Origin of the sequence: Thermomonospora cellulosilytica, from assembly GCF_014138835.1 — a bacterium.
GTDB lineage: Bacteria > Actinomycetota > Actinomycetes > Streptosporangiales > Streptosporangiaceae > Thermomonospora > Thermomonospora amylolytica.
Genome location: NZ_JACJII010000001.1, coordinates 3,578,978 through 3,603,454, shown reverse-complemented (window position 1 = coordinate 3,603,454; position 24,477 = coordinate 3,578,978). Strand labels below are relative to the sequence as shown.

General features: G+C 74.7%; 21 protein-coding genes. 11 read left to right on the top strand and 10 right to left on the bottom strand.

The window, feature by feature from the left end; genetic code table 11:
• The first annotated feature begins 16 nt into the window (after window positions 1-16).
• The 3 genes from HNR21_RS17005 (at window position 17) to HNR21_RS16995 (ending at window position 2,703) form a co-directional block, all read left to right on the top strand.
• Window positions 17-715 carry a YidC/Oxa1 family membrane protein insertase gene (locus tag HNR21_RS17005; protein WP_182705969.1) on the top strand — a complete coding sequence of 233 codons (699 nt, stop codon included), beginning with the start codon at window positions 17-19 and terminating at the stop codon, window positions 713-715.
• A 119-nt stretch (window positions 716-834) separates the two neighbouring features.
• On the top strand, window positions 835-1,407 hold the full coding sequence (locus HNR21_RS17000) for a TetR/AcrR family transcriptional regulator (protein WP_182705968.1): 573 nt from the start codon (window positions 835-837) through the stop codon (window positions 1,405-1,407).
• A gap of 81 nt (window positions 1,408-1,488) precedes the next feature.
• Window positions 1,489-2,703, top strand: coding sequence for a Cmx/CmrA family chloramphenicol efflux MFS transporter (locus tag HNR21_RS16995; RefSeq protein WP_182705967.1), 1,215 nt, complete (start codon window positions 1,489-1,491; stop codon window positions 2,701-2,703).
• 50 nt (window positions 2,704-2,753) lie between these two features.
• Here the strand turns inward: HNR21_RS16995 and valS are convergent, their stop codons facing one another.
• Complete coding sequence (valS, locus tag HNR21_RS16990) at window positions 2,754-5,288, bottom strand: valine--tRNA ligase (RefSeq protein WP_182705966.1); 2,535 nt, start codon at window positions 5,286-5,288, stop codon at window positions 2,754-2,756.
• A gap of 100 nt (window positions 5,289-5,388) precedes the next feature.
• Between valS and HNR21_RS16985 the strand changes: the two genes are divergently transcribed.
• Together HNR21_RS16985 and HNR21_RS16980 are read left to right on the top strand one after the other, a co-directional pair.
• Complete coding sequence (locus HNR21_RS16985) at window positions 5,389-5,670, top strand: DUF4235 domain-containing protein (RefSeq protein WP_119731247.1); 282 nt, start codon at window positions 5,389-5,391, stop codon at window positions 5,668-5,670.
• A gap of 106 nt (window positions 5,671-5,776) precedes the next feature.
• Entirely contained in the window at window positions 5,777-6,361 is a 585-nt protein-coding gene (locus HNR21_RS16980) for a maleylpyruvate isomerase family mycothiol-dependent enzyme (RefSeq protein WP_182705965.1), read from the top strand.
• A 75-nt stretch (window positions 6,362-6,436) separates the two neighbouring features.
• Here the strand turns inward: HNR21_RS16980 and HNR21_RS16975 are convergent, their stop codons facing one another.
• Window positions 6,437-7,294 (bottom strand): hypothetical protein, encoded by an 858-nt coding sequence (locus HNR21_RS16975; protein WP_312881069.1) that lies wholly within the window; start codon window positions 7,292-7,294, stop codon window positions 6,437-6,439.
• Between the two features lie 12 nt (window positions 7,295-7,306).
• Complete coding sequence (locus tag HNR21_RS16970; RefSeq protein ID WP_119731249.1) at window positions 7,307-7,603, bottom strand: DUF4193 domain-containing protein; 297 nt, start codon at window positions 7,601-7,603, stop codon at window positions 7,307-7,309.
• A gap of 529 nt (window positions 7,604-8,132) precedes the next feature.
• Here HNR21_RS16970 and HNR21_RS16965 point away from each other — a divergent pair.
• Both HNR21_RS16965 and HNR21_RS16960 read left to right on the top strand, forming a co-directional pair.
• Window positions 8,133-9,785, top strand: a complete 1,653-nt coding sequence (locus HNR21_RS16965; RefSeq protein ID WP_182705964.1) for a serine/threonine-protein kinase — start codon at window positions 8,133-8,135, stop codon at window positions 9,783-9,785.
• 13 nt (window positions 9,786-9,798) lie between these two features.
• Window positions 9,799-12,450 (top strand): ABC transporter substrate-binding protein, encoded by a 2,652-nt coding sequence (locus HNR21_RS16960; RefSeq protein WP_182705963.1) that lies wholly within the window; start codon window positions 9,799-9,801, stop codon window positions 12,448-12,450.
• Here the strand turns inward: HNR21_RS16960 and HNR21_RS16955 are convergent.
• Together HNR21_RS16955 and HNR21_RS16950 are read right to left on the bottom strand one after the other, a co-directional pair.
• Entirely contained in the window at window positions 12,447-13,673 is a 1,227-nt protein-coding gene (locus HNR21_RS16955; protein ID WP_312881068.1) for a sensor histidine kinase, read from the bottom strand. The genes HNR21_RS16960 and HNR21_RS16955 overlap by 4 nt on opposite strands.
• Window positions 13,670-14,323, bottom strand: coding sequence for a response regulator transcription factor (locus tag HNR21_RS16950; RefSeq protein WP_182705962.1), 654 nt, complete (start codon window positions 14,321-14,323; stop codon window positions 13,670-13,672). Before HNR21_RS16950 ends, HNR21_RS16955 begins: the two co-directional genes overlap by 4 nt.
• A 224-nt stretch (window positions 14,324-14,547) precedes the next feature.
• Here HNR21_RS16950 and HNR21_RS16945 point away from each other — a divergent pair, with 224 nt between their 5' ends.
• The gene (locus tag HNR21_RS16945) at window positions 14,548-14,724 is read left to right on the top strand and encodes a hypothetical protein (RefSeq protein ID WP_182705961.1); all 177 of its coding nucleotides are present in this window, start codon (window positions 14,548-14,550) and stop codon (window positions 14,722-14,724) included.
• A 2-nt stretch (window positions 14,725-14,726) separates the two neighbouring features.
• Here HNR21_RS16945 and HNR21_RS16940 read toward each other — a convergent pair whose 3' ends face one another.
• From HNR21_RS16940 to HNR21_RS16930, 3 genes are all read right to left on the bottom strand, one after another.
• Window positions 14,727-15,536 (bottom strand): inositol monophosphatase family protein, encoded by an 810-nt coding sequence (locus tag HNR21_RS16940; protein ID WP_182705960.1) that lies wholly within the window; start codon window positions 15,534-15,536, stop codon window positions 14,727-14,729.
• Between the two features lie 18 nt (window positions 15,537-15,554).
• A complete protein-coding gene (locus HNR21_RS16935) occupies window positions 15,555-16,556 on the bottom strand; it encodes a ferrochelatase (protein WP_182705959.1) in 1,002 nt (333 codons plus the stop codon).
• A gap of 149 nt (window positions 16,557-16,705) precedes the next feature.
• A complete protein-coding gene (locus HNR21_RS16930) occupies window positions 16,706-17,872 on the bottom strand; it encodes a lytic transglycosylase domain-containing protein (RefSeq protein WP_312881067.1) in 1,167 nt (388 codons plus the stop codon).
• Between the two features lie 181 nt (window positions 17,873-18,053).
• Here HNR21_RS16930 and HNR21_RS16925 point away from each other — a divergent pair, with 181 nt between their 5' ends.
• The gene (locus HNR21_RS16925) at window positions 18,054-19,376 is read left to right on the top strand and encodes a D-arabinono-1,4-lactone oxidase (protein ID WP_182705958.1); all 1,323 of its coding nucleotides are present in this window, start codon (window positions 18,054-18,056) and stop codon (window positions 19,374-19,376) included.
• Between the two features lie 379 nt (window positions 19,377-19,755).
• Complete coding sequence (gene sepH, locus HNR21_RS16920; protein ID WP_182705957.1) at window positions 19,756-21,192, top strand: septation protein SepH; 1,437 nt, start codon at window positions 19,756-19,758, stop codon at window positions 21,190-21,192.
• 30 nt (window positions 21,193-21,222) lie between these two features.
• On the opposite strand, the gene HNR21_RS16915 is transcribed toward sepH, so the two are convergent.
• Window positions 21,223-22,728, bottom strand: a complete 1,506-nt coding sequence (locus HNR21_RS16915; RefSeq protein ID WP_182705956.1) for a PH domain-containing protein — start codon at window positions 22,726-22,728, stop codon at window positions 21,223-21,225.
• Window positions 22,725-23,276, bottom strand: coding sequence for a PH domain-containing protein (locus HNR21_RS16910; RefSeq protein ID WP_312881066.1), 552 nt, complete (start codon window positions 23,274-23,276; stop codon window positions 22,725-22,727). Before HNR21_RS16910 ends, HNR21_RS16915 begins: the two co-directional genes overlap by 4 nt.
• A gap of 213 nt (window positions 23,277-23,489) precedes the next feature.
• Between HNR21_RS16910 and HNR21_RS16905 the strand changes: the two genes are divergently transcribed.
• Window positions 23,490-24,470 carry an ATP-binding cassette domain-containing protein gene (locus HNR21_RS16905; protein WP_119731259.1) on the top strand — a complete coding sequence of 327 codons (981 nt, stop codon included), beginning with the start codon at window positions 23,490-23,492 and terminating at the stop codon, window positions 24,468-24,470.
• The last annotated feature ends 7 nt before the right edge of the window (window positions 24,471-24,477 follow it).

Sequence of the window (24,477 nt, the reverse complement as noted above, 5' to 3'; positions counted from 1 at the left end):
CTGGAGAGGTTCCTCGATGCTCGATGTCCCCGTCATTCTCGCGTACGACCTCGTTCTGGCGCTGACGCGGGCGCTGGAGCCGGTGGCGGCCGGCGGCGCGGCCGTCCTGGCGATCGCGCTGTTCACGATGGCGGCCCGCACGCTGCTGCTGCCGCTCGGCGTCGCCGCCGCCCGCGGTGAACGCGCCCGCGCCCGGCTCGCTCCCCGGGTCGGGGAACTGCACCGCCGCCATGGCAAGGACCCGGAACGGCTGCGGCGCGAACTGGCCGCCCTGCATCAGGCGGAAGGCGTCTCCCCGGCCGCCGGGTGCCTGCCCGCGCTGGCGCAGGCGCCGTTCTTCTACGTGATGTACCGGCTGTTCACGTCGGCGGTCGTGGACGGGCACCAGAACGTGCTGCTGGCCCACACCGTGTTCGGCGCGCCGCTCGGCCAGAACTTCGCCGGTGTCCTGGCCGGCGGGTTGTTCACCGCGCCGTCGCTGGCGTTCGTGGGCCTGCTGGTGCTGCTGGCGGCGGTGGCCTGGCCGGCGTCCCGCCGCATGGACGCCGCCCTGGCCCCCGACCTGCCGGGACGCCGGGTGCTGCGGCTGATGCCGTTCGGCACGGTGGCGATGGCGCTGTTCCTCCCGCTGGCCGCGGGCGTCTACCTGCTGGTCACGACGACCTGGACGCTGACCGAACGCGCCGTCCTGCACCGCCCGGCCCCGTCCGCCTGACCGTCTCCAGGGGACGTCCGCAGGCCCCCGCGGACGCGCCCACCGACGCCCGCGTCACGGGTACGGATCGCGGGGAAGGGTTTTGGATCGCTCGGCACAAAACGTGTTACGGTGGCCGCATGGCACGGCCGCGAACCTTCGACGAGGACCGGGCGGTGGAGGCGGCGATGCGCACGTTCTGGTCCACCGGATACGAGGCCACCTCGACCGAGGACCTGTGCAGGGCCACCGGGCTCGGCCGCAGCAGCGTCTACAACGCCTTCGGCAGCAAGCACGAACTGTTCGAGAAGGCGCTGCTGCGCTACTTCGCCTACGTCAACGCGGGCCTGGCGGAGATCCTGGCCGAGCCCGCGCCGATCCGGGACCGGATCCGGGCGCTGCTGCGGCGGGCGGTCGACCCCCTCCCCGGCGACCCGATCGGCTGCCTGGTCATCAACACCATCGTCGAACTGGACCGGCACGACGAGGAGATCACCCGCCGCATCCGGCGGCACCGGGACGAACGGGTCGCGATGCTGGCGACGGCCATCGAGACCGCCATGCGGGCCGGCGAGATCGACCCGGCCAAGGACGCCCGCACGCTGGCCGAGTTCGTCATGGCCGCCCTCACCGGGATCCACATCGCGACCCGCGCGGGCGCCGACCGGGCCACCAGGGAGGGCATCGTCGCCACGGCGCTCGACGCCCTCTGAGACACACCGCGGGGCGGCTCCGGCCGCCCCTTTTTCCGGGCCAAATTTTGAACTGATCCATCCAAAACAGGAGGCGCAGCGATGCCACTGGCCGTCCACGTCCTGGGGCTGGCCATCTTCGCCCAGGGCACCTCGGAACTGATGATCGCGGGGCTGCTCCCGGAGATGGCCGCCGACCTCGGCGTGTCGGTGTCCGCCACCGGCCTGCTCATCTCCGCGTTCGCGCTGGGCATGCTCGCCGGCGCGCCGGCGCTGGCGGTGCTCACCCTGCGCTGGCCGCGCCGCACCGCCATGCTCACGTTCCTGGCCGTCTTCGTCGCGGCGCACGTCGCCGGGGCGCTGACCGACGACTACGCCGTGCTGTTCGGCACCCGTGTGGTGGCCGCCTTCGTCTACGCCGGGTTCTGGGCCGCCGCCAGCGTCACCGCGATCGGGCTGGCCGGACCCGACGCGCGCGGCCGGGCCATGGCGGTCGTGGCCGGCGGCCTGACCGTCGCGACCGTCGCCGGGCTCCCCGCCGGCACCGTGCTCGGCCAGCACTACGGCTGGCGGGCGGCCTTCTGGGCGGTGGCCGCGCTGTCCGCGCTGGCGATGATCGGCGTGTTCGCCACCATCCCCGGCGGCAGGCCCGGCGCCGCGGGCACGCCCCGGCTGCGGGACGAACTGCGCACGATGGCCATGCCGCGGCTGTGGGCCGCCTACGCCACGACCGCGCTGGCCACCAGCGGCCTGCTGGCCACCTTCGGCTACCTGGCCCCGCTGGTCACCGAGGTCACCGGCCTGTCCGAGGGGAGCGTCCCGCTGGTCATGGCCCTGTACGGGCTCGGCGCGACCATCGGGATCACCCTGGGCGGCCGGGTGGCCGACCGGCGCCCCTTCACCACCCTGCACGTCGGCCTGGCGGGCGGCGTCGTCGTCTCGGCGGGACTGGCCCTGCTGGCCGGGGCGCCGGCGCCGACCCTCGTGCTGGCGCTCCTGCTCGGCGGGGCCGGCTTCGGGATCAACCCGGCGCTGAACACCCGGGTGTTCGCCCTGGCCGAGGGCGCCCCGACGCTCGCCGCCGCGGTCAACATCTCGGCCTTCAACGTCGGGATCACCGTCGGCCCCTGGCTGGGCGGGCTGGCCATCGACGCCGGCCTGGGCTACCGGTCGGTGGCCTGGATCGGGGCGGCGCTGATCGCGGCGGCCCTCGTCACCGCCGCGTCGGCCGCCCTGTCGTCCCGCCGTTCCGCCGTCCGGGCGAACCCGGCGGCCGAACCCGCCGCGGCCCCGGTGCCGGTCACCGACGGCCGCTGACCGCGGCGGGCGCGGGGACCGGTCACAAGGTCCCCGCGCCCGGCCGGGCGTCACTCCCCGCCGACGAGGGTGACGGTGACGCGCAGGTCGGCGGAGCCCTCCGGCTCCAGGTGCAGGACCTCGATGTTGCCGGCGGCCCGCAGGTCCCCGGCGGCGGCGCGGACTTCGCCGGCCCGCGGGCCGCGGACGACCGCGGTGGAGACCTCGGCGCGCATCGAGACCTTGGCCTGGGACTTGGTCCTGCGGACCTGGCGGAGCGCCTCGGCGGTGACCGCCAGCAGCGCCGGGTCGCCGCCGGCGGGCAACTCGGCCGGGTCCGGCCAGGACGCCCGGTGGACCGAGCCGTCCCGCCACCACGACCAGACCTCCTCGGTGACGAACGGCAGGATCGGCGCGAACAGCCGCAGCAGCACCGACAGCGCCCCGGTCAGCGCCGCCCGCGCCGAGGCCGCCGCGGGCCCGTCGCCGTAGGCCCGCTGCTTGACCAGCTCCAGGTAGTCGTCGCAGAAGTCCCAGAAGAACCGTTCGGTCCGCTCCAGCGCCCGCGCGTGGTCGAACGCCTCGAACGCCTCGGTCGCCTCCCGGACCACCTCGGCCAGGGCGGCCAGCATCGACAGGTCCAGCGGCTCGGTGACCTCGGCCCCGTCCGGCACCGGCCCCAGCCCGAGCACGAACCGGGAGGCGTTCAGGATCTTGGTGGCCAGCCGCCGCCCCACCTTGATCTGCCTGACCTCGAACGCCGCGTCGGTGCCCGGCCGGGCGGCGGCCGCCCAGTAGCGGACCGCGTCGGTGCCGTGCTCGGTCAGCAGCCCCATCGGGGTGACGACGTTGCCCTTGGACTTGGACATCTTCTTGCGGTCCGGGTCCAGGATCCAGCCGGACAGCGCCACGTCGCTCCACGGCAGCGTGCCGTGCTCCAGATGGGAGCGCACCACCGTGGAGAACAGCCAGGTGCGGATGATGTCGTGGCCCTGCGGCCGCAGGTGGAACGGGAACACCTTGGCGAACAGCTCCGGGTCGCTCTCCCAGCCCCCGGCGATCTGCGGGGACAGCGACGAGGTGGCCCAGGTGTCCATGACGTCCGGGTCGCCGACGAACCCGTCCGGCTTGCCGCGCTGCTCCTCGGTGTAGCCGGGCGGCACGTCCGAGGACGGGTCGACCGGCAGCATGTCCTCCGGCGGGGTGATCGGCTCGTCGTAGACCGGCTCGCCCGCGGAGTCCAGCCGGTACCAGACCGGGATGGGGATGCCGAAGAACCGCTGCCGGGAGATCAGCCAGTCGCCGTTCAGGCCCTGCACCCAGTTCTCGTAGCGGGCCCGCATGAACGGCGGATGCCAGGTCAGCTCCCGTCCCCGGGAAAGCAGCTCCGAACGCAGCCCCTCGTCCCGGCCGCCGTTGCGGATGTACCACTGGCGGGTGGTGACGATCTCCAGCGGCCTGGTGCCCCGCTCGTAGTACTTGACCGGCCGGGTGACCGGGCGGGGCTCGCCGTCCAGGTCGCCGGACTCGCGCAGCAGCTCGACGATCCGCTCCTTGGCGGCGTGGACGGTCCGGCCCGCCAGCTCGTCGTACGGCCGGGCGGGGACGCCGGGCGGCGGGTCGGCGGCCAGCCGCCCGTCCCAGCCGATGACCGCGCGGGTCGGCAGGTCCAGCTCACGCCACCAGGTCACGTCGGTGACGTCGCCGAACGTGCAGATCATCGCGATGCCCGAGCCCTTGTCCGGCTCGGCCAGCCGGTGCGCCACGACCGGGACCTCGACCCCGAACAACGGGGTGCGGACGGTGCGCCCCAGCAGCTCCCGGTACCGCTCGTCGTCGGGATGGGCGACCAGCGCCACGCAGGCGGGCAGCAGCTCCGGGCGGGTGGTCTCGACGTACACCGGGCGCTCGTCGGCGTGGAAGCGCAGCCGGTAGAACGCGCCGGGGGTGTCGCGGTCCTCCAGCTCGGCCTGCGCGACCGCGGTGCGGAACGTGACGTCCCACAGGGTCGGCGCCTGCGACAGGTACGCCTCGCCGCGGGCCAGGTTGCGCAGGAACGCCCGCTGGGAGGCGGCCCGGGCCCGGTCGCCGATCGTGGTGTAGAGCAGGCTCCAGTCCACCGACAGGCCGACCCGCCGCCAGACCTCCTCGAACGCCCGCTCGTCGATCTCGGTGAGCCGTTCGCACAGCTCGATGAAGTTGCGGCGGCCGACCGGGACCTGCCGCTTGGGATCGGGCCGCTCGGGCGGGGTGAATTCCGGGTCGTACGGCAGCGAGGGGTCGCAGCGGACCCCGAAGTGGTTCTGCACCCGGCGTTCGGTGGGCAGGCCGTTGTCGTCCCAGCCCATCGGATAGAACACCGCCCGGCCGCGCATCCGCTGATAACGCGCCACCGTGTCGGTGTGGGTGTAGGAGAACACGTGGCCGACGTGCAGGGAGCCGCTGACCGTGGGCGGCGGGGTGTCGATCGCGAAGACCTCCTCGCGCGGCCGGTCGCGGTCGAAGCGGTAGATGCCCTCGGCCTCCCACACGCCTACCCACTTGTCCTCCAGGCCGGCGAGCGAGGGCCTTTCCGGGACACGTGGAGTACGCGGTGGTGGGTTCATGTGCCAATGCTATTGACGGACCGCCGCGACCCCCACCGGTTTAATCGCGCCTGCTCGGATAACCTCACTGGGTTCGGCTTCACAGGCGAAGGAGGGCACGATGGCGGACAAGGGCGACATCGGCTGGCGGGTCCTGGCGGGCGCCGCCGCGTTGGGGGCGGGGTTCGTGGCCCGCAGGGCGATCACGTACGCCTGGAAGAAGGGCACCGGCAAGGAGCCGCCGACCAACCCCGAGTCGCCCGACGTCGCCCTGGGCGAGGCGCTGGGCTGGGCCGTGGTGATGGGCGTCGGCATGGAGGTGGCGCGGCTGCTGGCCACCCGGGCGGCGGCGCGCCAGTACGCCAAGGCCAACGGCCGCCTGCCGGGGCACCTGGGCGACTGAGCCGTGTTCGTCCGGGGGACGCCCCCGGACTCCACTGGACGTGGTGTCCGATAGAGACCCCCGATTGCCGTATCGTGGTCGATCCCGACGAAAGGGATCGGCCACGATGCGTTTCCCCCTCGAGGACGAGCTGCGCGCCGAGCGTTTCCGGCTGATCGGGACGCTGCAGGGACTGTCGGACGAGGAGTTCGACGACGGCCCGACCCTGTGCGCCGGCTGGTCGCCCCGCGACGTGCTGGGGCACCTCATCGGCACCGACTACCTGCTGGGGTCGTACCTGCCGTACGGGGCGCGGATCCACGCCGCCAACCAGGCGCAGGCGGACCGGGCGCGGCGGATCCCGCGGGACCGGCTGATGGAGTGGGCCGCGCACTGGGCGGCCAACCCCAGCCTCACCTCGCGGCTGGGCGTGGCGGTCATGCTGGGCGATCTGGGGGTGCACCACCAGGACGTGCTGCGCGGGCTCGGGCGGGAGCGGGAGGTCCCCGACGCGGTGGCGAACGCGATCCTGCGGGAGGGGATGCAACTGAGCCTGTGGCTGAACCGGCGCGTCCTGCGACACCGGCTGGTGCCCACCGACGGCGGCCGCCCGGTGGGACGGGGCCCGCGGGTGCGCGGTACCCGCGAGGCGCTGGGGCTGTGGCTGGCCGGGCGGGACTCGGTCGCCGGGGAGCTGGTCTTCGAGGACTGAACGGGGGCGGACGGCCGCGGCGGGGATCGTCCGGCCCGCCTTCCGGGGGTTCGGGGTCGTCCCGGGCGGACGGGCTCAGCCGGGCAGCTCCCGGTACCACTGCGGCGCGCCCACCTGCCGGCGGAGGTCCTTGCGGACCTCCTCGGCGAGCCGCTTGGTGGCCGCCCGGTTCAGCGTCGCCCCGGCGGCGGCGCCGGTCAGGAACGGCCCCAGGGTGGTCATGCTGCGGCCCATGGTGCGCAGCAGCCGTTTGCGCAGCGCGGCCCGGGCCGCCGAGCCGAGCGCCCCGGTGAACGAGCCGGTCTGCAGCGGGTTGATGCCCCGCTGCCTGGCCCAGGCGGTCAGGAACGCCGCTCCCCTGGCCGAGGGGGTGCCGGGCACCTGGACCCCGTACACCGCGTGCAGCTCGGCGATCAGCTTGACCTCGATCGCCGCGATCACCACGGTCTCGGCCACCAGCTGCGCCGGAGCGGTGAGCAGCAGCGGGGGCGCGGCGAACTTCACCGCCGACAGGGCGCCGCCGGCCGCCCCCACCGCGGTGGTGGAGTTGGCGGCCACCCGCACCAGGCTGTCGGCCAGCCGTTCGCCGGTGAGCCCGTGGTGGTGGGCGCTGAGCGTCGCGGCGTCGCGCACCGGGATGTGCGGGGCGATCTCCGTCATCAGGTCGGCCAGCCAGCGGCCGCCGCGCAGCCCTCCGGCGCCGGCCCGCCGGGCGCTGTCGGCCAGCAGCCTGGCCAGCCGGCCCAGCAGCCGGCCCCGGGTGGCGTTGTCCATCTCCCGGTCGCCGGTGAGCCGGCCGACCAGCCTGGCGATCTCGGCGTTCCCGCCGTCACGGCCGGAGCCGTCCCGGGGCTCCGGGACGCCGAGATCGCCCTGCCGGTCCCGGGATCGGTCCTCGGGCCCTTCCTCGATGCGTTCCGCCTCGCCGGACACGGGGATCTCCGATCAGGCCGCGCACTCGCGGCAGACCGGCTGGCCCTTGCGCTCCTCGGCGAGCTGGCTACGGTGGTGCACCAGGAAGCAGCGCGAGCAGGTGAACTCGTCGGCCTGCCGCGGCACGACCCGGAAGGTGAGCTCCTCGTTGGACAGGTCGGCGCCGGGCAGCTCGGCGACCTCGCCGGCGTCGAGGTCCTCGTCGATGATGCTCGCCGCCTTGTCGGCCCGACGGGCCTGCAGCTCCTGCAGGCTGTCCTCGCTGAGGTCGTCGTCGGTCTTGCGCGGGCTGTCGTAGTCGGTTGCCATCTGGTGTCTCCATCCCCCTAGGTCTGCTGTGCGCCCCGTCGCGCGGGTGTAACGCTCGAGGGGCCGTTCTTGTGCCCGATCCGGGCGGGAAATTCTGTCACGGGTGGTGACCTGCGGCACGCAAGGCGCGACGAGTCACACGCGGTGACTGCGATCACCGGTGCGGCCCGTCCGGATGTGCCGTACATCACACTTCCGCGGGCGGCCGCGCGGGAGGCCGTCGGGTGGAGCGGAGCCCTCCGACCGCCCGCCGCCGATCGCCCGGGACCGCCCGCGCGCCAAGGGATCCGCGCGCCGGCGGACGACGGGCGCACGGCCGTGGACGTCCTGCGGCGGCCGGATCATATCGGTCCGGCGGCCCGGCCGCCCGGCACTCCCCCGGCCGGACCCGGCGGGCCGCCGGCCGGGTCACCGGCCGGTCGCCGACCGGAACGCCCGAGCGGGCGAACCGGACGGTTCGGTGAAACGTCAGACTCAACGCGATATCGTCCCGCTCTGACGCGGGTCAACGGGGTCACTGGAGGGTCACATGCCGGATGCCGCTCCCCTGGAGGCGGGGGATCCCCGCAGGCTGGGGAACTATGAGGTGGTCGGGCGGCTCGGCGCGGGCGGTCAGGGGGCCGTGTACCTGGGCAGGGCCGAGGACGGCACGTACGTCGCGGTCAAGCTGCTGCACGCGCAGATGGCGGCCGACCCCTCGGCGCGGGCGCGGTTCGCCCGCGAGGTCGCCGCGGCGCAGAAGGTCGCGCCGTTCTGCACCGCCCGGGTGCTGCAGGCGGACGTGGCCGGCGACACGCCGTTCATCGTCAGCGAGTTCATCGACGGCCCGTCGCTGCACGACGTGGTCGCCCACAACGGCCCGCTGGGCACCACCGAGCTGGAGCGGCTGGCGATCGGCACGGTCACCGCGCTGGCGGCCATCCACGAGGCCGGCATCGTGCACCGCGACTTCAAGCCCAACAACGTGCTGCTGGCCGCCGACGGCCCGCGGGTGGTCGACTTCGGCATCGCGCGCACCGTCAACAGCCAGGAGAGTGCGGTCACCGCGACCGGCATGGTGGTCGGCACCCCCGGCTACCTGGCGCCCGAGCAGCTGACCGGGGCGCCGCTGCAGCCCGCGGTGGACATCTTCGCCTGGGGCGCGACCATGGTGTTCGCCGCCACCGGGCAGTCGCCGTTCGAGGCCGAGACGCTGCCGGTGATCATCAACCGGATCCTGAACGAGGAGCCGGACCTGTCGGCCCTCCAGGAGCCGCTGCGCGGGCTGGTGGCCCGCTGCCTGTCCAAGGATCCGGCCGGCCGGCCGACCGCCGCCCAGCTGCTGCTGCAGCTGCTCGGCCATGTCGGCGCGGCCCCGGCGACCCCCACCCCGGTCAGCGAGGAGCTGCTGGGCGAGGGCACCCGGATCGCCTCCCGGATGGCGCCGCCGCCTCCGGTCCCGCCGGCCCCGGTGCACCACACGCCGCCGCCGCAGCCCATCACCCCGCCCCCGATGCCGATGCACGTGGGGCCGCAGCCGGGCCCGGCGACGCCGCCGCCGCAGCCGATCACCCCGCCGCCGATGCCGATGCACCAGGGCGGGTTCCAGCAGGGGCCGATGACGCCGCCGCCCCAGCCGATGCACCAGCCGCCGATGACGCCGCAGCCGCCGCCCTACCAGCCGGCCCGGCCCTCCTCCGGCGGCGGGGGCGGGAACGTGATCCTCGGCGTGGGCTGCGCCGTCGTGCTGGTGCTGGCCCTGCTGATCTTCGTGGTGGCGGTCGCGGTCAGCGGCGGTGACGACGGCGACGACGACGGCACGGACGTCACCCGGCCCACCGTGGACGCCAGCGTGCCGACCGCCCCCTCCAACGAGCGGCTGCCGCTGGAGTTCATCGGGGTCTGGGAGGGCCGCGGGTACCAGCCGAGCTCCACCTCGGACAAGTTCTGGGACGTGCGGTTCACCCTGCTCAGCTCCACCGGGCTGGTCACCTACGACGCCGACAGCTACGACTGCACCGGCACGCTGACCCTGCAGCCGGGCGTCACCGACACCAAGGCGGTCTACCGGATCAGCATCACCAGCGGCCCGTGCCTCGAGGGGTACGTGACGTTCTACTACATCAGCCAGAACCGGCTGCGGTTCGAGGAGCGGGAGACCCTCTCCGGCGAGGCGATCTCCAGCGGCACCCTGACCAAGTGACGCGAGGAGCGCCATGCCGCGGGCGGCAGCACTGGCACCGGGAGATCCGGAACGGGTGGGCGCCTACCGGCTCGCCGGGCGGCTCGGCGAGGGCGGCCAGGGCACGGTCTACCTCGCCGAGAACGCCGCGGGCGAGCCGGTCGCGGTCAAGGTGCTGCACGCCCGGCTGGCCGACGACCCCAGGGCGCGGGCGCGTTTCGCGGCCGAGCTGAAGGTCGCCCAGCGGGTCTCCGGGTTCTGCACGGCGCGGATCCTGGACGCCGACGTGGCGGGGCAGGTCCCCTACATCGTCAGCGAGTACATCGACGGTCCTTCGCTGCAGGCGGTGCTGGCCGCCGAGGGGCCGCGGTCGGGGCCCGCGCTGGTGCGGGTGGCGATCGGCACGATCACGGCGCTGGCCGCCATCCACGACGCCGGGATCGTGCACCGGGACGTCAAGCCCAGCAACGTGCTGCTGGCCGCCGACGGGCCCCGGCTGATCGACTTCGGCATCGCGCGGGCGCTGGACGCCACCGGGACGCTGTCCAGCACCGCGGTCGGCACGCCCGCCTACATGGCGCCGGAACAGATCTCCGGGCACCGGGTGGGCCCGGAGGCCGACGTGTTCGCCTGGGGCGCGACGATGGTCTACGCGGCCACCGGCCGTCCCCCGTTCGGGCAGGACTCGATCCCGGCGGTGATGCACCGGATCCTGACCCTGCCGCCGGAGCTGGGGGCGCTGTCGGGGCCGCTGCGGGACATCGTGGCGCTGTGCCTGGCCAAGGACCCGGCGCAGCGGCCCGCCGCCCACGCGGTGCTGCTGCAGTTGCTGCAGCTCGCCGGGGCGCTCCCGGCCGGCGCCGCCGACGCCGCGCAGCGGCCCGTCACCGCGCTGGAGCAGGGCGCGCAGGTGGCCGCGGACACCACGCCGCCCACCCTGCCGCCCGCCCCGCCGGGTCCCTGGACGCCCTCGTACAACGCCGGATGGGCCGCTCCCCCGCCCGGCCCGCCTCCCCCCGGTCCCGGCACGGATCCGGGCCTGCAGAAGGGCGCCGCGCCGCGCCGCCCGGGCGTCGGCGTGCTGGCCGGGTCGGCCGCCGCCGCGGTCGTGGCCCTGGTGCTGGTCGGGACGTTCGCCGTGATCCAGTTCCGCGACCGCCCGGGGAGCGAACCGACCGAGCCGGTCAAGACCGGCGGGCACCTGCGGGTGGCGATGACCCCGCCGACCGGCCTCAACCCCTCGACGGCGTACGGGACGACGGACCGCCTCATCGTCCGGCAGCTGTTCAGCGGGCTGGTGGAGTACGCCCCCGACGGCAGGCTCCGCAACCTGCTGGCCTCCCGGATCGGCCACGACGGGAGCTGCCGGCGGTGGATCATCACGCTGAGGTCCGGCGGCACGTTCACCAACGGGGAGGCGGTGGACGCCGAGGCGCTGCTGCGCGGCTGGACCAGGGCGGCCCAGTCGCCGGAGTCGCTGGCCGGGACGCTGATGCGGGACATCGAGGGCTACGGCGACGTCGCCGCGGGCCGCTCCACGTTCGCCGACCACGTCGTAAGCGACGGGAGGCTGACGGTGACGGTGCCGCTGAAGGAGCCCGACTGCGAATTCCCCAAGCGGCTGGCCGACCCGATGTTCTACCCGCTGCCCCAGGTCGCCGGGGAGCACGACAACGACGCCTACAACAAGCAGCCGATCGGCAACGGGCCGTTCCGGCTCACCTCCTACCAGGAGCGGAGCCAGGCGGTACTGGTCCGCAACGACCAGTGGATGTTCGGCCGGGCCGCCCTGGACCGGGTGACCGTCTCCTTCGTCGCCGATCCGCAGGCGGCCGTCCAGCGGGTGACCGCGGGTGAGGCCGACTGGGCCGAGGTGCCTTCCAACGCGCTGACCCGGCTGGCGGCCGCGGACCGGTCACCGCAGGTCGTGAAGCGGCCGGCGGGGGGCTCGCACATGCTCGTCCCGATCACCACGCGCGGTCCGATGCGCGATCCGCGGGCCCGGCAGGCGCTGTCCCTGGCGCTGGACCGGCGGCAGATCTCCCAGACCGTGTTCGGCGGCCACTATCCCCCGGCCACCGGGCTGGTCCCCACCGGCATCCCCGGTTTCACCCAGGGCGGCGGCTGCCCGCTGTGCCGGGGACCCGACATCGAGCGGGCCAAACAGCTCGCCGCCGAGGCGGGCCTGGGCTCCGGCACCCGGATCGACCTGCACGTGCGGGAGGGCAGCGTCTACCTGCAGTGGGCGGAGGCCGTCCAGGCGCAGGTCCGCTCGGCGCTCGGCTGGGACCTGCGGATCGTGCTGACGCCCACCGGCGAGTTCTTCGACCGGATCCGGGACGACGACCTGGAGGGGCTGATCGCGATGGGGTGGCTGGCGGACTACCCGTCGGCGTACTCCTTCCTGCAGCCGACGCTGGGCGGCGACCAGACCGACGAGTCGGGCGGCAACTACGGAGGCTGGCGCAACGCGGGCTTCGACCGGACCCTGCGGCTGGCCCGGGAGAGCACCGACGAGGCGACGGCCACCGGGTACCTGCGCCAGGCCGAGCAGATCGCCGCCCAGGACATGGCCCGGATCCCGATCGTGGACATGGCGAACGTCGCCCTGGCCGGCGACGGTTTCACCGGCCTGCGGATGGATCCGGACGGCGTGCCGCCGCTGGCCGAGGTGCGGCGGCGTTAGGGCCGGGCCGCCAGCGGCAGCCGGACCGTCACCACCAGCCCGCCGCCCTGGCGGGGCGTGGCGTACACGTAGCCGCGGTGGGCGCGGACCACCGAACGGACGATGGACAGGCCCAGCCCGGAGCCCTTGGCCGACTCCACCCGGTCCTGCTGGAGCCGCCGGAACGGCTCGAACAGCCGGTCCACCTCGTAGGCGGGCACCACCGGGCCGGTGTTCTCCACCTGCACGGTGGCGAAGCCGTCCAGCACCCCGGTGCGCACCCACACCTGGCCGCCGTCCCCGACGTTGTGCTTGACCGCGTTGTCCACCAGGTTCGACACCAGGTGCTCCAGCAGCACCGGGTCGCCCAGCGTGGTGCCGCCCGCCAGCTCGGTGTGCATCTTCACGCCGCCGTCCTCGGCGGACCTGCCCTGCGTCTCCAGCACGGTCATGGCGACCTCGGCCAGGTCGACGGGGGTGCGGGTGGTCAGCTCCCGTTCGCTGCGGGCCAGCAGCAGCAGTCCCTCGATCAGCCGTTCGTGCCGGGCGTTGTTGGCCAGCAGGGTGCGGCCGACCGACTTGAGGTCCTGGGAGGCGTCCGGGTCGGCCAGCGCCACCTCCAGCAGCGTCCGGTTGATCGTCAGCGGGGTGCGCAGCTCGTGGGAGGCGTTGGCGACGAACCGGCGCTGGGAGTCGAACGCCTGGCCGAGCCGTTCCAGCATCGCGTCGAAGGTGTCGGCCAGTTCCTTGATCTCGTCGTCCGGGCCGTCCAGCGCGATCCGCTCGTGCAGGGTGCTCTCCGACAGCCGGCGGGCGGTCGCGGTCACCCGGTGCAGCGGTGACAGCGCCCGGTCGGCGACGAAGTAGCCCAGCACCAGGGCCAGCACCCCCACCCCCGCCAGCACCAGCAGGGAACGGCCGATCAGGCCCTTGATGGCGCGGGCCTTGAGCTCCTCGGTCTCGATGGTCCAGCCGGTGGTGGTGAGGACCCGCACCCCCGGCGGGAACACCGAGTCCAGCACCTGCGCCATCAGCACGTAGGTGATGAACAGCAGCAGCAGCCCGGCCAGCAGGAACAGCATCCCGTACAGCAGGGTCAGCCGGAGCCGCACGCTCACCCGGCCGGGCAGTCCCCGCAGGTCCGCGCCGAACGGGCCGGGCGGGCCGGGTGGTCCGGACGGGCCGCCGGGCGGCACGGTCATCGGCTGGGTGACCGGCCGGCCGGCGGGGTCGGCGTCGTTCACAGGCGGTACCCCACGCCCGGCACCGTCTCGATCGGCTGCGGCTCGCCGAGCTTCTTGCGCAGCGTCATCATGGTCACCCGCACCACGTTGGTGAACGGGTCGATGTGCTCGTCCCATGCCTTCTCCAGCAGCCGCTCGGAGCTGACCACCGCGCCGTCGGCCCGCATCAGGACCTCCAGCACGGCGAACTCCTTGCGGGTCAGCTCGATCGGCCGGCCGTCGCGGCGCACCTCGCGGCGCGCCGGGTCGAGCCGGATCCCGGCCCGTTCCAGCACCGGGGGCAGCGGCGCGGCGGCGCGCCGGCCCAGCGCCCGCACCCGGGCCACCAGCTCGGCGAACGCGAACGGCTTGGCCAGGTAGTCGTCGGCGCCGATGGACAGGCCCTCGACCCGGTCGTCCAGCTCCCCGGCCGCGGTGAGCATGAGGATCCGCGCCGGGTACCGCTCCCCCACCAGTTGCCGGCACACGTCGTCGCCGTGCACCCGGGGCAGGTCCCGGTCCAGCACGACCACGTCGTACTCGTTGACGCTGGTCCGCTCCAGCGCACCGGCGCCGTCGTAGGCGATGTCCACCGCGTGCGCCTCACGGCGCAGGCCGGTGGCGATCGCGTCGGCGAGCACCCGCTCGTCCTCCACGATCAACACGCGCATCCCGACCCCCTCAGATCCGGTTCGACGGTTCCGCCGGTGCGCCGGACCGGCGTCTCCAGATATGCCACAGGGCCCGTAAGCCCTTCGTAAGCCCCGCCGTCCAGCATGCCCCGCCGGGCCGCGTGAGCATCCTCACACCGGGTCACGGACAACAGTGAAGATCACAGGTTTGCCACAGGAAGAGGTTTGGGTAAGGAACGGCGGGTCTAGAGAGGAATATCCCCATGGGTGAGCTGTCGCGCACGATCGAACAGCGGCTTGCCGACGCCTACGCGTCACTGCGCGCCGCACGGGCCGAAGGTGACGCCTACCTGGCCGACATCAGGCAGGCGGAGATCGAGGAGCTCAAGCGGATCGCCGCGAACCACGACCTCGGGGTGCCCGTTCCCAGCGGCGAGTGAGGTCAGTCCCGGGCGGGGTCGAGCGGGGCGAGCAGGGCGTGCAGCGCCTCGAACGTGCCCGGCCCCGCCGCCAGGGTGAACTCCGGACCGGCCGCCGCGCCGTGCAGACCGCCGACCCTCCCGCCGGCCTCCTCCACGATGAGGGCGCCGGCGGCGATGTCCCATGCCTGGACGCCACGTTCGTAGTAGGCGTCGATCCGGCCCGCCGCCAGCGTGCACAGGTCCACCGAGCAGGCCCCGCCGCGGCGGATGTCCCGCACGTGCGGCAGCACCCCGGTCAGCACCGCGGCCTGGTGGGCGCGGCGGCGTGACTCGTAGCCGAACCCGGTGGCCAGCAGCGCCCGGTGCAGCGGGACGTCGGCGTTGCAGCGCAGTTCCCGCTCGCCGGAGGGGGTGCGCAGCCGGGCGCCGCCACCGCGGACGGCGAAGCAGGTCTCCCCGCGCCGGGGCATCTCCACGACCCCGGCGACGGTGACCCCGTCGATCTCGGCGGCGATGCTGACGCCCCAGTCGGGCAGGTCGTACAGGTAGTTGACGGTGCCGTCGATGGGGTCGATCACCCAGCGGACGCCGCTGGCGCCGGCGCTGGAGCCGCCCTCCTCGCCGAGCAGCGCGTCGTCGGGGCGGGCGGCGCGGATCCGTTCGGCGATCAGCTGCTCGGAGGCCCGGTCCATCTGGGTGACGACGTCGGTGGGGCTGGACTTGGTCTGCACCACCGCGGGCCCCTCCACGGGCCGCTTGTCGACCAGCATCCGGCCGGCCTCGCGGGCCGTCTCCAGGGCGAGTTCCAGCAGTTCGTCCGGCAGGCTCATGGCGTTCCTCGCAGGTCGTCAGGCGTGCCCGCACTCGGCGGGGCAGACGTCGGGGCGCGCGCCCAGCGTGCCGAGCGCGGGCCGGGGGGCGTCCGGGCCCGCGGTGCGCTCGGCCAGCAGTTCACGGACCATCGACACGTAGCGGGGATGCGTGCCGGGGGTGGCGGCGCGCTCGTAGGCCAGTCCCAGCTTGGCGGCGAGTTCGGCGGCCTCCACGTCGAGGTCGTACTTGACCTCCATGTGGTCGGACACGAACCCGATGGGCACGACCACCACCGCCCGCGTCCCGGCGGCGTGCAGTTCCTCGAGGTGGTCGCCGATGTCGGGCTCCAGCCACGGCTGGCCGGGCGGGCCGCTGCGGCTCTGGTAGACGAGCCTCCAGTCGTGGCCGGGCGCGGCCTGCGCGGCCACGTGGGCGGAGATGTCGGCCAGTTCGGCGGCGTAGCGTTCCCGGCCGGGCTGCGCCATCGGGACGCTGTGCGCGCTGAACGCCACGTGGGCCCGCCCGCGCAGGTCCTCCGGGAGCCGGTCCAGCGCGGCGCGGGTGGCCTCGACGAACGGCTCCACGAACCCGGGGTGGTTGAAGTAGACGCGCAGCTTGTCGATCTCGGGGGCGCCGGGGACGGCCGCACGGGCGCGGGCGATGTCGCCCGCGTACTGGCCGCAACTGGAGAAGCCGCTGTAGGCCGAGGTGACGAACGCGGCGGCACGCCGGATCCCGTCGTCGGCCATCTGGCGGACCGTGTCGGTCAGGTAGGGGTCCCAGTTGCGGTTGCCCCAGTACACCGGCAGGTCGACGCCGTGGGCGGCGAAGTCGGCCTCGATGGCGGCCTTGAGGTCCCGGCAGTGCTGGTTGATGGGGCTGACCCCGCCGAACAGGTGGTAGTGCTCGGCGACCTTCTCCAGCCGTTCACGGGGGACGTTCCTGCCGCGGGTGACGTTCTCCAGGAACGGCATAACGTCCTGCGGCCCCTCCGGTCCCCCGAACGATACGAGCAGCAGCGCGTCATAGGACGTCATGTGTCCCATCCAACCAGTCGGACGGCAATGCTCCCGCCTGTTCGCCCTTGAGGCATCGGCCACATCGTCACCGGGTCGGGCGGTTCCGCGGAGCGGAGGGCTCCTGACCCCGCCCTGGGGGTCCGGGGGTCGTCCTCGGACGAAACAGGTCAGCTGTAGCGGGCGGCGTAGGCCCGGGCGAGGTCGAGGACCTTCTGCACGTACCAGTGGGCGTGGTTGTAGGCGTAGACGGCGTTGTAGAGGGACCGGCCGCCCCTGCCCGCACCGTGGTCGCACAGGTACCGGGCGGCGGCGGGGATGGCGTCGTAGGGGTTCATGATGTCGGCCTTGCCGTCCCGGTCGCCGTCCACGCCGTAGTGCCGCCATGTGGAGGGCAGGAACTGCATGGGGCCGAGGGCGCCCGCGCTGGAGCGCCCGGCGTTGCGCCCGTGGTCGCTCTCCACCTGCCCGATGGCGGCCAGCACCGTCCACGACAGGCCCGGGCAGCGCCTGGCGGCCTGCCGGTACAGGTCCAGGTAGCTGGCGGCCTGCCGGTACTGGGGGGCGTTGAGGTTGAGGACCTTGGCGGTGCCCCCGAAGATCGCCTCGACGGAACGGGTGAGCCGGGCCGGGTCGACCCGCGGCGCGTTGACCAGCAGGGCGATGTCGCGGACCAGGCCCATCTGCTCGCCGGTGCGCTTGCTGACCAGCATGTCGATGCCGGGGAGCCCCAGGTCGCCGGAGCCGCCCAGGGTGACGGTCGGGACGGTCCGGGCGACGATCGGGTACGGGAACCCGGGGTTGAGCCGCAGCTCGCGCCGTGCCTTCGGGGAGACCACGAACCGGTCGGCGGCCAGCGCCTCCCACAGCGCGTTGTCGCGGGCGGTGGCCGGCGGGGTCCAGGACCGGAACGCCGACGGGTCCACCGCGAACGTGTTGATCAGCCTGCTCCGCAGCTGCACCGCGCCGCCGTCGACCAGGCCCACGTCGCGCACGCCCTTGATCCGCCGCACCCGCTGGACCTGCTGCGGGGTGATCCCGGTGGTGCCGACGACCAGCACGTCGGGCGGGATCACCCGGCGCAGCGGGGCGACCTGACGGGTGTCGATCACGCTGGTCACCGGGCCGCCCGGCAGGCCGGTGGGCCCCCCGGCCGGCGCGCCGGTGCCGGCGGCGGCCCGGGTGGGCGGCTGCTCGAGGGTCACGGCGGCGACCACCCCGGCGATCAGGGTCGCCGCGCTGGCCAGCGCCAGCCCGGCCACGGCCAGCCGCCGGCCGCGTCCCGGCGGGGTGTGCGGGCGGGCGGTCGCCGCCCGGGCCTCGTCGTCAGCAGCCACGGCTCGTCCTGAGTGCGTCGCGTACAGGGTGGGGGCTCGCGCAGGGTCGTACCCGTGACGCCCGCGTGGTCACCGGATGGTACGACATCGCGGTCGCCGGCCCGGCGCGCAGGTCACGATTCCATCAAACCCGGCAAACGTGAATAGTTTTCGCATTATCCCCGTCGGTAGAGTGCGGCGCATGCCCTCCGTACGCTCCTCCCGCGTCTCGTCCCCCACCTGGCGGAACTGGGCCGGCAACCAGCGCGCCGTCCCCCGGCGGGTGCTCGCCCCGCGCGGCACCGAGGAGGTGGCCGCGGCCGTCCGCGACGCCGCCGCCCGGGGACTGACCGTGCGGATGACCGGGACCGGCCACTCGTTCACCGGCGCCGCCGTCGCCGAGGGCGTGCTGCTGCGCCCCGACCGGCTCACCGCGGTCCGGTCGGTCGACACCGCCAGCGGCCTGGTCACCGTGGAGGCGGGCCTGCCCCTGCACCGGCTCAACCGGCTCCTGGACGAGCACGGCCTGGCGCTGGCCAACATGGGCGACATCCAGGAGCAGACCGTCGCGGGCGCGCTGCAGACCGGCACCCACGGCACCGGCCGGGACGTCGCCGGGCTGGCCTCCCAGGTGGCCGCGCTGGAGCTGGTGCTGGCCGACGGGAGCACGGTCACCTGCTCGCGCACCGAGCGCCCGGAGCTGTTCGACGCGGCCCGGGTGGGGCTGGGCGCCCTCGGCGTGGTCACCGCCGTCACCTGGCAGACCGTTCCGGCGTTCCGGCTGCAGGCCCGCGAGGAGCCGATGCACTGGGAGGAGGTGCTGGCGCGGCTGGACGAGCTGGCCGACGCCAACGAGCACTTCGAGTTCTACTGGTTCCCGCACACCGAGGGCTGCCTGACCAAGCGCAACAACCGCACCGACCGGGCCGCGCCGCTGCCGGCGGTGCGGCACTGGCTGGACGACGAGTTCCTGTCCAACGCGGTGTTCGGGATGCTGCAGCGCCTCACCCGGCGCGTCCCGGCCGCGGTCGGACCGGTGAACGCGGTGTCGGCCAGGGCGCTGGGCGCGCGGACCTACAGCGACACCTCCTACAAGGTGTTCACCAGCCCGCGGCGGGTGCGCTTCAAGGAGCAGGAGTACGCCATCCCCCGCGAGCACCTGGTCGCGACCCTGCGCGAGCTGCGGACCCTGTTCGCGCGGCGGGACTGGCGGATCAGCTTCCCGATCGAGGTGCGGGTGCTGCCGCCGGAGGACGCCTGGCTGTCCATGGCGTACGGGCGGCGGACCGCGTTCATCGCCGTGCACGTCTACCACCGCAACCCGCACGAGGACTACTTCCGGGGCGTGGAGGAGCTGATGACCGCGGTGGGCGGGCGGCCGCACTGGGGCAAGCTGCACACCCGCGACGCCGCCTACCTGGAGAAGGTCTATCCCAGGTTCGCCGACTTCACGGCGTTGCGCGACGAGTTGGACCCCGAACGCCGGTTCGCCAACCGCTACATCGCGCAGGTTCTCGGCCGCTGAGCGCGCCGGGGGCAAAGGATCCACAAGGATCATGCAGGGAAGGCCCCGCGCACCCCTGGGAAACGGCAAGCTGGAGCGACGGTGGCGGGCCGCGGGTGCACCGGGCCCCACGTCCCGCGCCGTCCGCTCTCCGGCCGGCGGTCCTCCGGTCGTGCTCCGCGGAGGACTGAGAGCGGCGATGTTCGGACATGCCGGGTACGGTGCTGGCAGCAGGCGTGTCCGAAAGAGACACTCGAGAACCCGGGGGAAGGGCACGCATGCGCCCTTGGTCGGGCGTCGTACCATACCGGCGCCCCGTGAGCGCCGACGGCGCCCACGGCGGTACCGGGTCGTTCGGCGTCCTTCCAACGCCGTCGCCGGACTGGCAGGAAGGACACGCATGCAGGAACTGCGCCTCGTCGCGGTCAGCGAGGACGGTACGTACCTCGTGCTGGCCACCGCGGGCCGAGGCACTCGGTTCACCCTGCCCGTCGACGACCGGCTGCGCGCCGCGGTCCGTGGGCACTTCTCCCGACTCGGCCAGTTCGAGATCGAAGTGGAGAGTCCCTTGCGCCCCAAGGAGATCCAGGCTCGCATCCGGGCCGGCGAGACGGCGGAGGAGATCGCCGAATCCGCCGGCATCCCGGTCGAACGCGTCCGCTGGTTCGAGGGTCCCGTCCTGCAGGAACGCGAGTACATGGCGCAGCAGGCGCAGCGGGTCCCGGTGCGCAGGCCGGGCGAGTCCTCCCCCGGCCCGCCGCTGGGCGAGCTGGTCGAGGAGCGGCTGAACCGCGGGGGCGTGGACCTCGAGGACGTCGAGTGGGACTCCTGGAAGTGCGAGGACAGCACCTGGCGGGTGCGGCTGTCGTTCTTCGACGAGGGCCGTCCGCACGCCGCCGAGTGGCTGTTCGACCCCCGGCGCCGGCACCTGTCCCCGCTGGACGAGGTGGCGGCGCGGCTGTCGGGCCTGGAGTGGGAGGGCGGTGACGAGTCCGGCGACACGGTCACCCCGCTGCTGCCGCGCCGTCCGGCCATGAAGATCGTCTCCGACGCGCGGGAGGTCGCTCCCGCCCCGGTGCCGCCGCCCGGCCCGCGCCGGGACCACCTGGCCGAGTCCCGCCCGCAGCCGGAGGGCCTGCCGCCCGCCCGTCAGATGGCCGCTCCGGCCCCGCTGGCCCCCGCCCCGGCCCCGCCGCAGCCCCCGGCCGAACGGGAGCCCGCACCGGCCGCCGAGGCGCCCTCCGCCCCCGTCGTGGCCGCGCCCGTCGAGGGCGACCGCCCCGCGGGACCGCCGCAGCCGGCCGCCGCCGACGAGCCCGAGACCGGCTCCGGCGCGCCCGCGGAGCCCGCCGTGTCCGCGGAGCCCGAGCCCGCGGCGCAGGAACGGCCCGCCGAGCCCGCCGCCGAGGCCGCCCCGCCCGCCGAGCCGGACACGCCCGCTCAGCCGGCGGAGCCCGCCGACGCGGCCGAGCCCGTCGAGAAGCCCGCGGAGCCCGTGAAGCCCGCCGAGCCGGCCGAGCCGGCCGAGCCGGCCGAGCCGGTGGAGCCGGTCAAGGCCGCCGAACCGGCCGAGCCCGCGCCGGCCGCCGAGGCCCCGGCGCCACCGCAGCCCCCGGCCAGGCCCGCGCCGCCCAAGCAGCGGCCCCGCCAGGCCAAGCCCGCCGCCCGGCCGGCCGCCGAGACGCCGGTGGGCGAGCCGGCCGCCGCCGCGGCGTCCGCGCCGGTGCCGCCCGCCCAGCCGCGGCAGCCCGCCGCGCGCCGCCGCAAGTCCAAGGGCAAGCGCGCCTCGGTGCCGTCCTGGGACGAGATCATGTTCGGCGCCCGCCGACCCGACTGACCCGTCGCTCCGGACGCGGTCGTCCGCCCCTCAGGGCTCCTCGTCCGCCAGGAACGGGGCCACCCAGTCGGGGGTGATGCCGTGGGCGAACGCGACCGCGTCGTGTTCGCCCATGTCGACGGCGGAGTACGCGCCCCCGCCCGCGCCGACCCCCACGGTCAGCGTGGCCAGGCCCAGCCGCCGCTGGAACACCGTCTGCCGCAGCCGCCAGGCCACCACCGCCCGGTGCTCGATGACCACCCGGCGGCGGCGCAGCGATCCGGACCGCACGCTCAGCCGGGCGCCGTCGGTGGCGTGGCCGAGCTGCCGGTAGCGGTCCAGCCCGAGCGGGACCGCCAGCAGCGCCGCCGCCAGCGCCGGGTACAGCGCCCAGGTCCGCCCGGCGGCGGCCGCCGCCACGGCCAGCGCCAGCGGCGGCCCGACCGCCCGGACCAGCCGCCGGCGGCGGGCGGCGCGCGGATGCCGGACCAGCGGCCCCGGCAGCCGGCCGCCCATCACCTGGGCGGCGGCCCGGACCGCCGCGGTGCGCGGGGCGGCGGGCAGCAGGCTGCCCCGGTGCGCGGTGTCGTCCAGCCCGGTCACCAGGGCGTTCAGCCGGATCACCCCGGCGGCGCGCTCGAACGGGTGGTCGGCCAGCTCCACCCCGCGGATGCGGCGGCGCTCCAGGGTGACGCTGCGCCGGGTGATCAGGCCGCGCTCGGCGACCAGCGCCGTCCCGCCCTGCCCGTACCGCAGCGTGAAGTCCCAGTTGAACAGGGCGAACGCGATGATCGACACGACCGGCATGGCGACCGCGAAGGCCAGCGCGACCGCCAGGAACACCGCCCGCGGCAGGCCCGCCACGTCGTCGCCGAGCCGGGCGAGCTGCTCGTCGTCGATCAGGTCCAGCTCGTCGCCCAGGTTGTACAGCGCCCCCAGCAGGCTGCCCGCCAGCGCGAACGGGGTGAGCAGGTAGGCCCCGCTGAACGGGGCGAACAGGTACCAGCGGGGCCGGGCGCGGGCCAGGACCTGCGCGCCCTTGCCTCCGGTCGCCCCGGCCGCCGGCTCCGCCGCGGCGCCGTCGCCGCGCAGCAGCGTCCCGCGCAGCCGTTCGGCCTCGGCCCGCGACACCGCCCGCAGCTCGCCCTCGCCGCCCTCGGAGCCGGCGTCGATGTGCACGATGGCCAGGCCGAGCAGCCGGTGGGCGGGCGGCGCGCTGATGTCGACGCCGCGGATCCGTTCCCGGGGGATGGTGGTCACCGACCGGCCGACCAGGGCGCGGCGCAGCTCCACCCGGTCGGCGTGCACCCGGTAGGTGAACGTCGCCCACTTGGCCAGGTGGTAGCCGAACGCGAACACCAGCCCCGTCAGCGCGAAGTAGAACGCCGCGCCCGCCCCGCCGACCAGCAGCGCCGCCGTCCCCGCCACCAGCGCCGCCGCCAGTTCCCGCCCGGCCTCCACCAGGATCGTCAGCGGGTGCAGCCGCAGCGCGGGCGCGCCGGGCGCCGGCGGGGTCAGGCCCGCCTGTGCGTCCCCGGTGAGGTCGCCGGAGCTCATGTGGCGTCGTCGCGCAGGTCGTGGGCGCGCCGGGCCAGTTCGGCGGCCAGCCGGGTGGCCACGTCCACCGGCAGCCCGGCGACCTGGGAGGACCCGGCGTGCGAGGCGGTGTTGATCTGCAGGGTGGCCAGCCCCAGCAGCCGTTCGACCAGGCCCTGCTCGGTGTCGACGGTCTGGATCCGGCTGACCGGCACCAGCAGCCACTCACGGGCGAACCAGCCGGTGCGGGTGTAGACGACGTCGGCGCTGACCTCCCAGCGGTGCACCCGGTACCGCCAGGCGGGGGCCACCAGCACGGTCGCCAGCCCGGCCGCGCCGACCAGCGCGGGCAGCCACCAGAGCCGGCCCTGCGCCCAGTCCGGCAGGCCGTCCCAGCGGGCGCCCTCCAGCCATGCCGCCGCACCCAGGGCCAGCGCGAACGCCAGCCCCCAGGCCAGCAGGTAGTCGATCGCCCAGTGCACCACGGCGCGCGGCGCGACCCGGTGCGCGGGCGGACGCAGCCGTGGCGGGGCGCCGTCCCGCCCTCGGGTCTCGCTCGCGGCCGTCACATCCGAAGTGTATTTCCGCGCCGGGTATGCACCCTGTGTCCGCGGTCTCAGGGTTTTGTCAGACCTTCGTGCGAGGCTGGTGCCGACCGTCAGCTCCCTGTCAGCGGCACCGAAAAACCGGATGCGTTCCCCCGTGGACGACACATAGCTTGACATGCCGCTACGTCAGGGCCGTGGGATCTACGCGTACCGGCACCACCGAGGGAGAGTTTCATGACGTACGCCATCCAGGCCGAGGGCCTGGTGAAACGCTTCGGCGACACCCAGGCGCTGGCCGGTGTGGACCTGGTCGCCCGGACCGGCTCGGTGCTGGGCGTGCTGGGGCCGAACGGGGCGGGCAAGACCACCACCGTCCGGGTGCTGGCCACGCTGATCCGGCCGGACTCCGGCCGCGCCCTGGTCGGCGGGCACGACGTGGTCGCCGACGCGCACCGGGTGCGCGGGCTGATCGGGCTGACCGGGCAGTACGCCGGGGTCGACGAGATGCTCACCGGCACCGAGAACCTGGTGATGATCGGCCGGCTGCTGGGGCTGTCCCGGCGGGACGCCAAGGGGCGGGCCGCCGAGCTGCTGGAGCGGTTCGACCTGACCGACGCCCGGGACCGCGCCGCCAAGACCTACTCCGGCGGCATGCGCCGCCGGCTGGACCTGGCCGCCAGCCTGGTCGGCCGGCCGCAGATCCTGTTCCTGGACGAGCCCACCACCGGGCTGGACCCGCGCAGCCGGGGCGCCCTGTGGGACATCGTGCGGGGGCTCACCGACGACGGCGTGACGGTGCTGCTGACCACCCAGTACCTGGAGGAGGCCGACCAGCTCGCCGACGACATCGTGGTGATCGACCACGGCCGGGTGATCGCCCGGGGCACCCCCGACGAGCTGAAGGCGCAGGCCGGCGGGCAGGTGCTGGAGGTCCGCCCGATCACCGAGGCCGACCACGTGACGGTCGCCCGGATCGTCGCCGAGCTCACCGGCGCCTCGCCGGAGGTGCGCGACGGGCTGGTCAGCGCGCCGCTGGCGGACCCGGCGGTGATGCCCGCGGTGGTGCGCCGCCTGGACGACGCCGGGGTGCTGGTGGGCGAGCTGTCGCTGCGCAGGTCCAGCCTCGACGAGGTGTTCTTCGCCCTCACCGGCCACCACACCGACTCCGCTCCCGCCGCCGAGCCCGAGGCCGCCCCGGCCGGGGCCGGGGTGTGAGCCGTAC

What these genes read in the sequence shown, in the direction of transcription:
- HNR21_RS17005 (WP_182705969.1), top strand. Translation starts at nt 17, where the DNA reads ATGCTCGATGTCCCCGTCATTCTCGCGTACGACCTCGTTCTGGCGCTG.
- HNR21_RS17000 (WP_182705968.1), top strand. Translation starts at nt 835, where the DNA reads ATGGCACGGCCGCGAACCTTCGACGAGGACCGGGCGGTGGAGGCGGCG.
- HNR21_RS16995 (WP_182705967.1), top strand. Translation starts at nt 1,489, where the DNA reads ATGCCACTGGCCGTCCACGTCCTGGGGCTGGCCATCTTCGCCCAGGGC.
- valS (WP_182705966.1), bottom strand. Translation starts at nt 5,288, where the DNA reads ATGAACCCACCACCGCGTACTCCACGTGTCCCGGAAAGGCCCTCGCTC.
- HNR21_RS16985 (WP_119731247.1), top strand. Translation starts at nt 5,389, where the DNA reads ATGGCGGACAAGGGCGACATCGGCTGGCGGGTCCTGGCGGGCGCCGCC.
- HNR21_RS16980 (WP_182705965.1), top strand. Translation starts at nt 5,777, where the DNA reads ATGCGTTTCCCCCTCGAGGACGAGCTGCGCGCCGAGCGTTTCCGGCTG.
- HNR21_RS16970 (WP_119731249.1), bottom strand. Translation starts at nt 7,603, where the DNA reads ATGGCAACCGACTACGACAGCCCGCGCAAGACCGACGACGACCTCAGC.
- HNR21_RS16965 (WP_182705964.1), top strand. Translation starts at nt 8,133, where the DNA reads ATGCCGGATGCCGCTCCCCTGGAGGCGGGGGATCCCCGCAGGCTGGGG.
- HNR21_RS16960 (WP_182705963.1), top strand. Translation starts at nt 9,799, where the DNA reads ATGCCGCGGGCGGCAGCACTGGCACCGGGAGATCCGGAACGGGTGGGC.
- HNR21_RS16950 (WP_182705962.1), bottom strand. Translation starts at nt 14,323, where the DNA reads ATGCGCGTGTTGATCGTGGAGGACGAGCGGGTGCTCGCCGACGCGATC.
- HNR21_RS16945 (WP_182705961.1), top strand. Translation starts at nt 14,548, where the DNA reads ATGGGTGAGCTGTCGCGCACGATCGAACAGCGGCTTGCCGACGCCTAC.
- HNR21_RS16940 (WP_182705960.1), bottom strand. Translation starts at nt 15,536, where the DNA reads ATGAGCCTGCCGGACGAACTGCTGGAACTCGCCCTGGAGACGGCCCGC.
- HNR21_RS16935 (WP_182705959.1), bottom strand. Translation starts at nt 16,556, where the DNA reads ATGACGTCCTATGACGCGCTGCTGCTCGTATCGTTCGGGGGACCGGAG.
- HNR21_RS16925 (WP_182705958.1), top strand. Translation starts at nt 18,054, where the DNA reads ATGCCCTCCGTACGCTCCTCCCGCGTCTCGTCCCCCACCTGGCGGAAC.
- sepH (WP_182705957.1), top strand. Translation starts at nt 19,756, where the DNA reads ATGCAGGAACTGCGCCTCGTCGCGGTCAGCGAGGACGGTACGTACCTC.
- HNR21_RS16915 (WP_182705956.1), bottom strand. Translation starts at nt 22,728, where the DNA reads ATGAGCTCCGGCGACCTCACCGGGGACGCACAGGCGGGCCTGACCCCG.
- HNR21_RS16905 (WP_119731259.1), top strand. Translation starts at nt 23,490, where the DNA reads ATGACGTACGCCATCCAGGCCGAGGGCCTGGTGAAACGCTTCGGCGAC.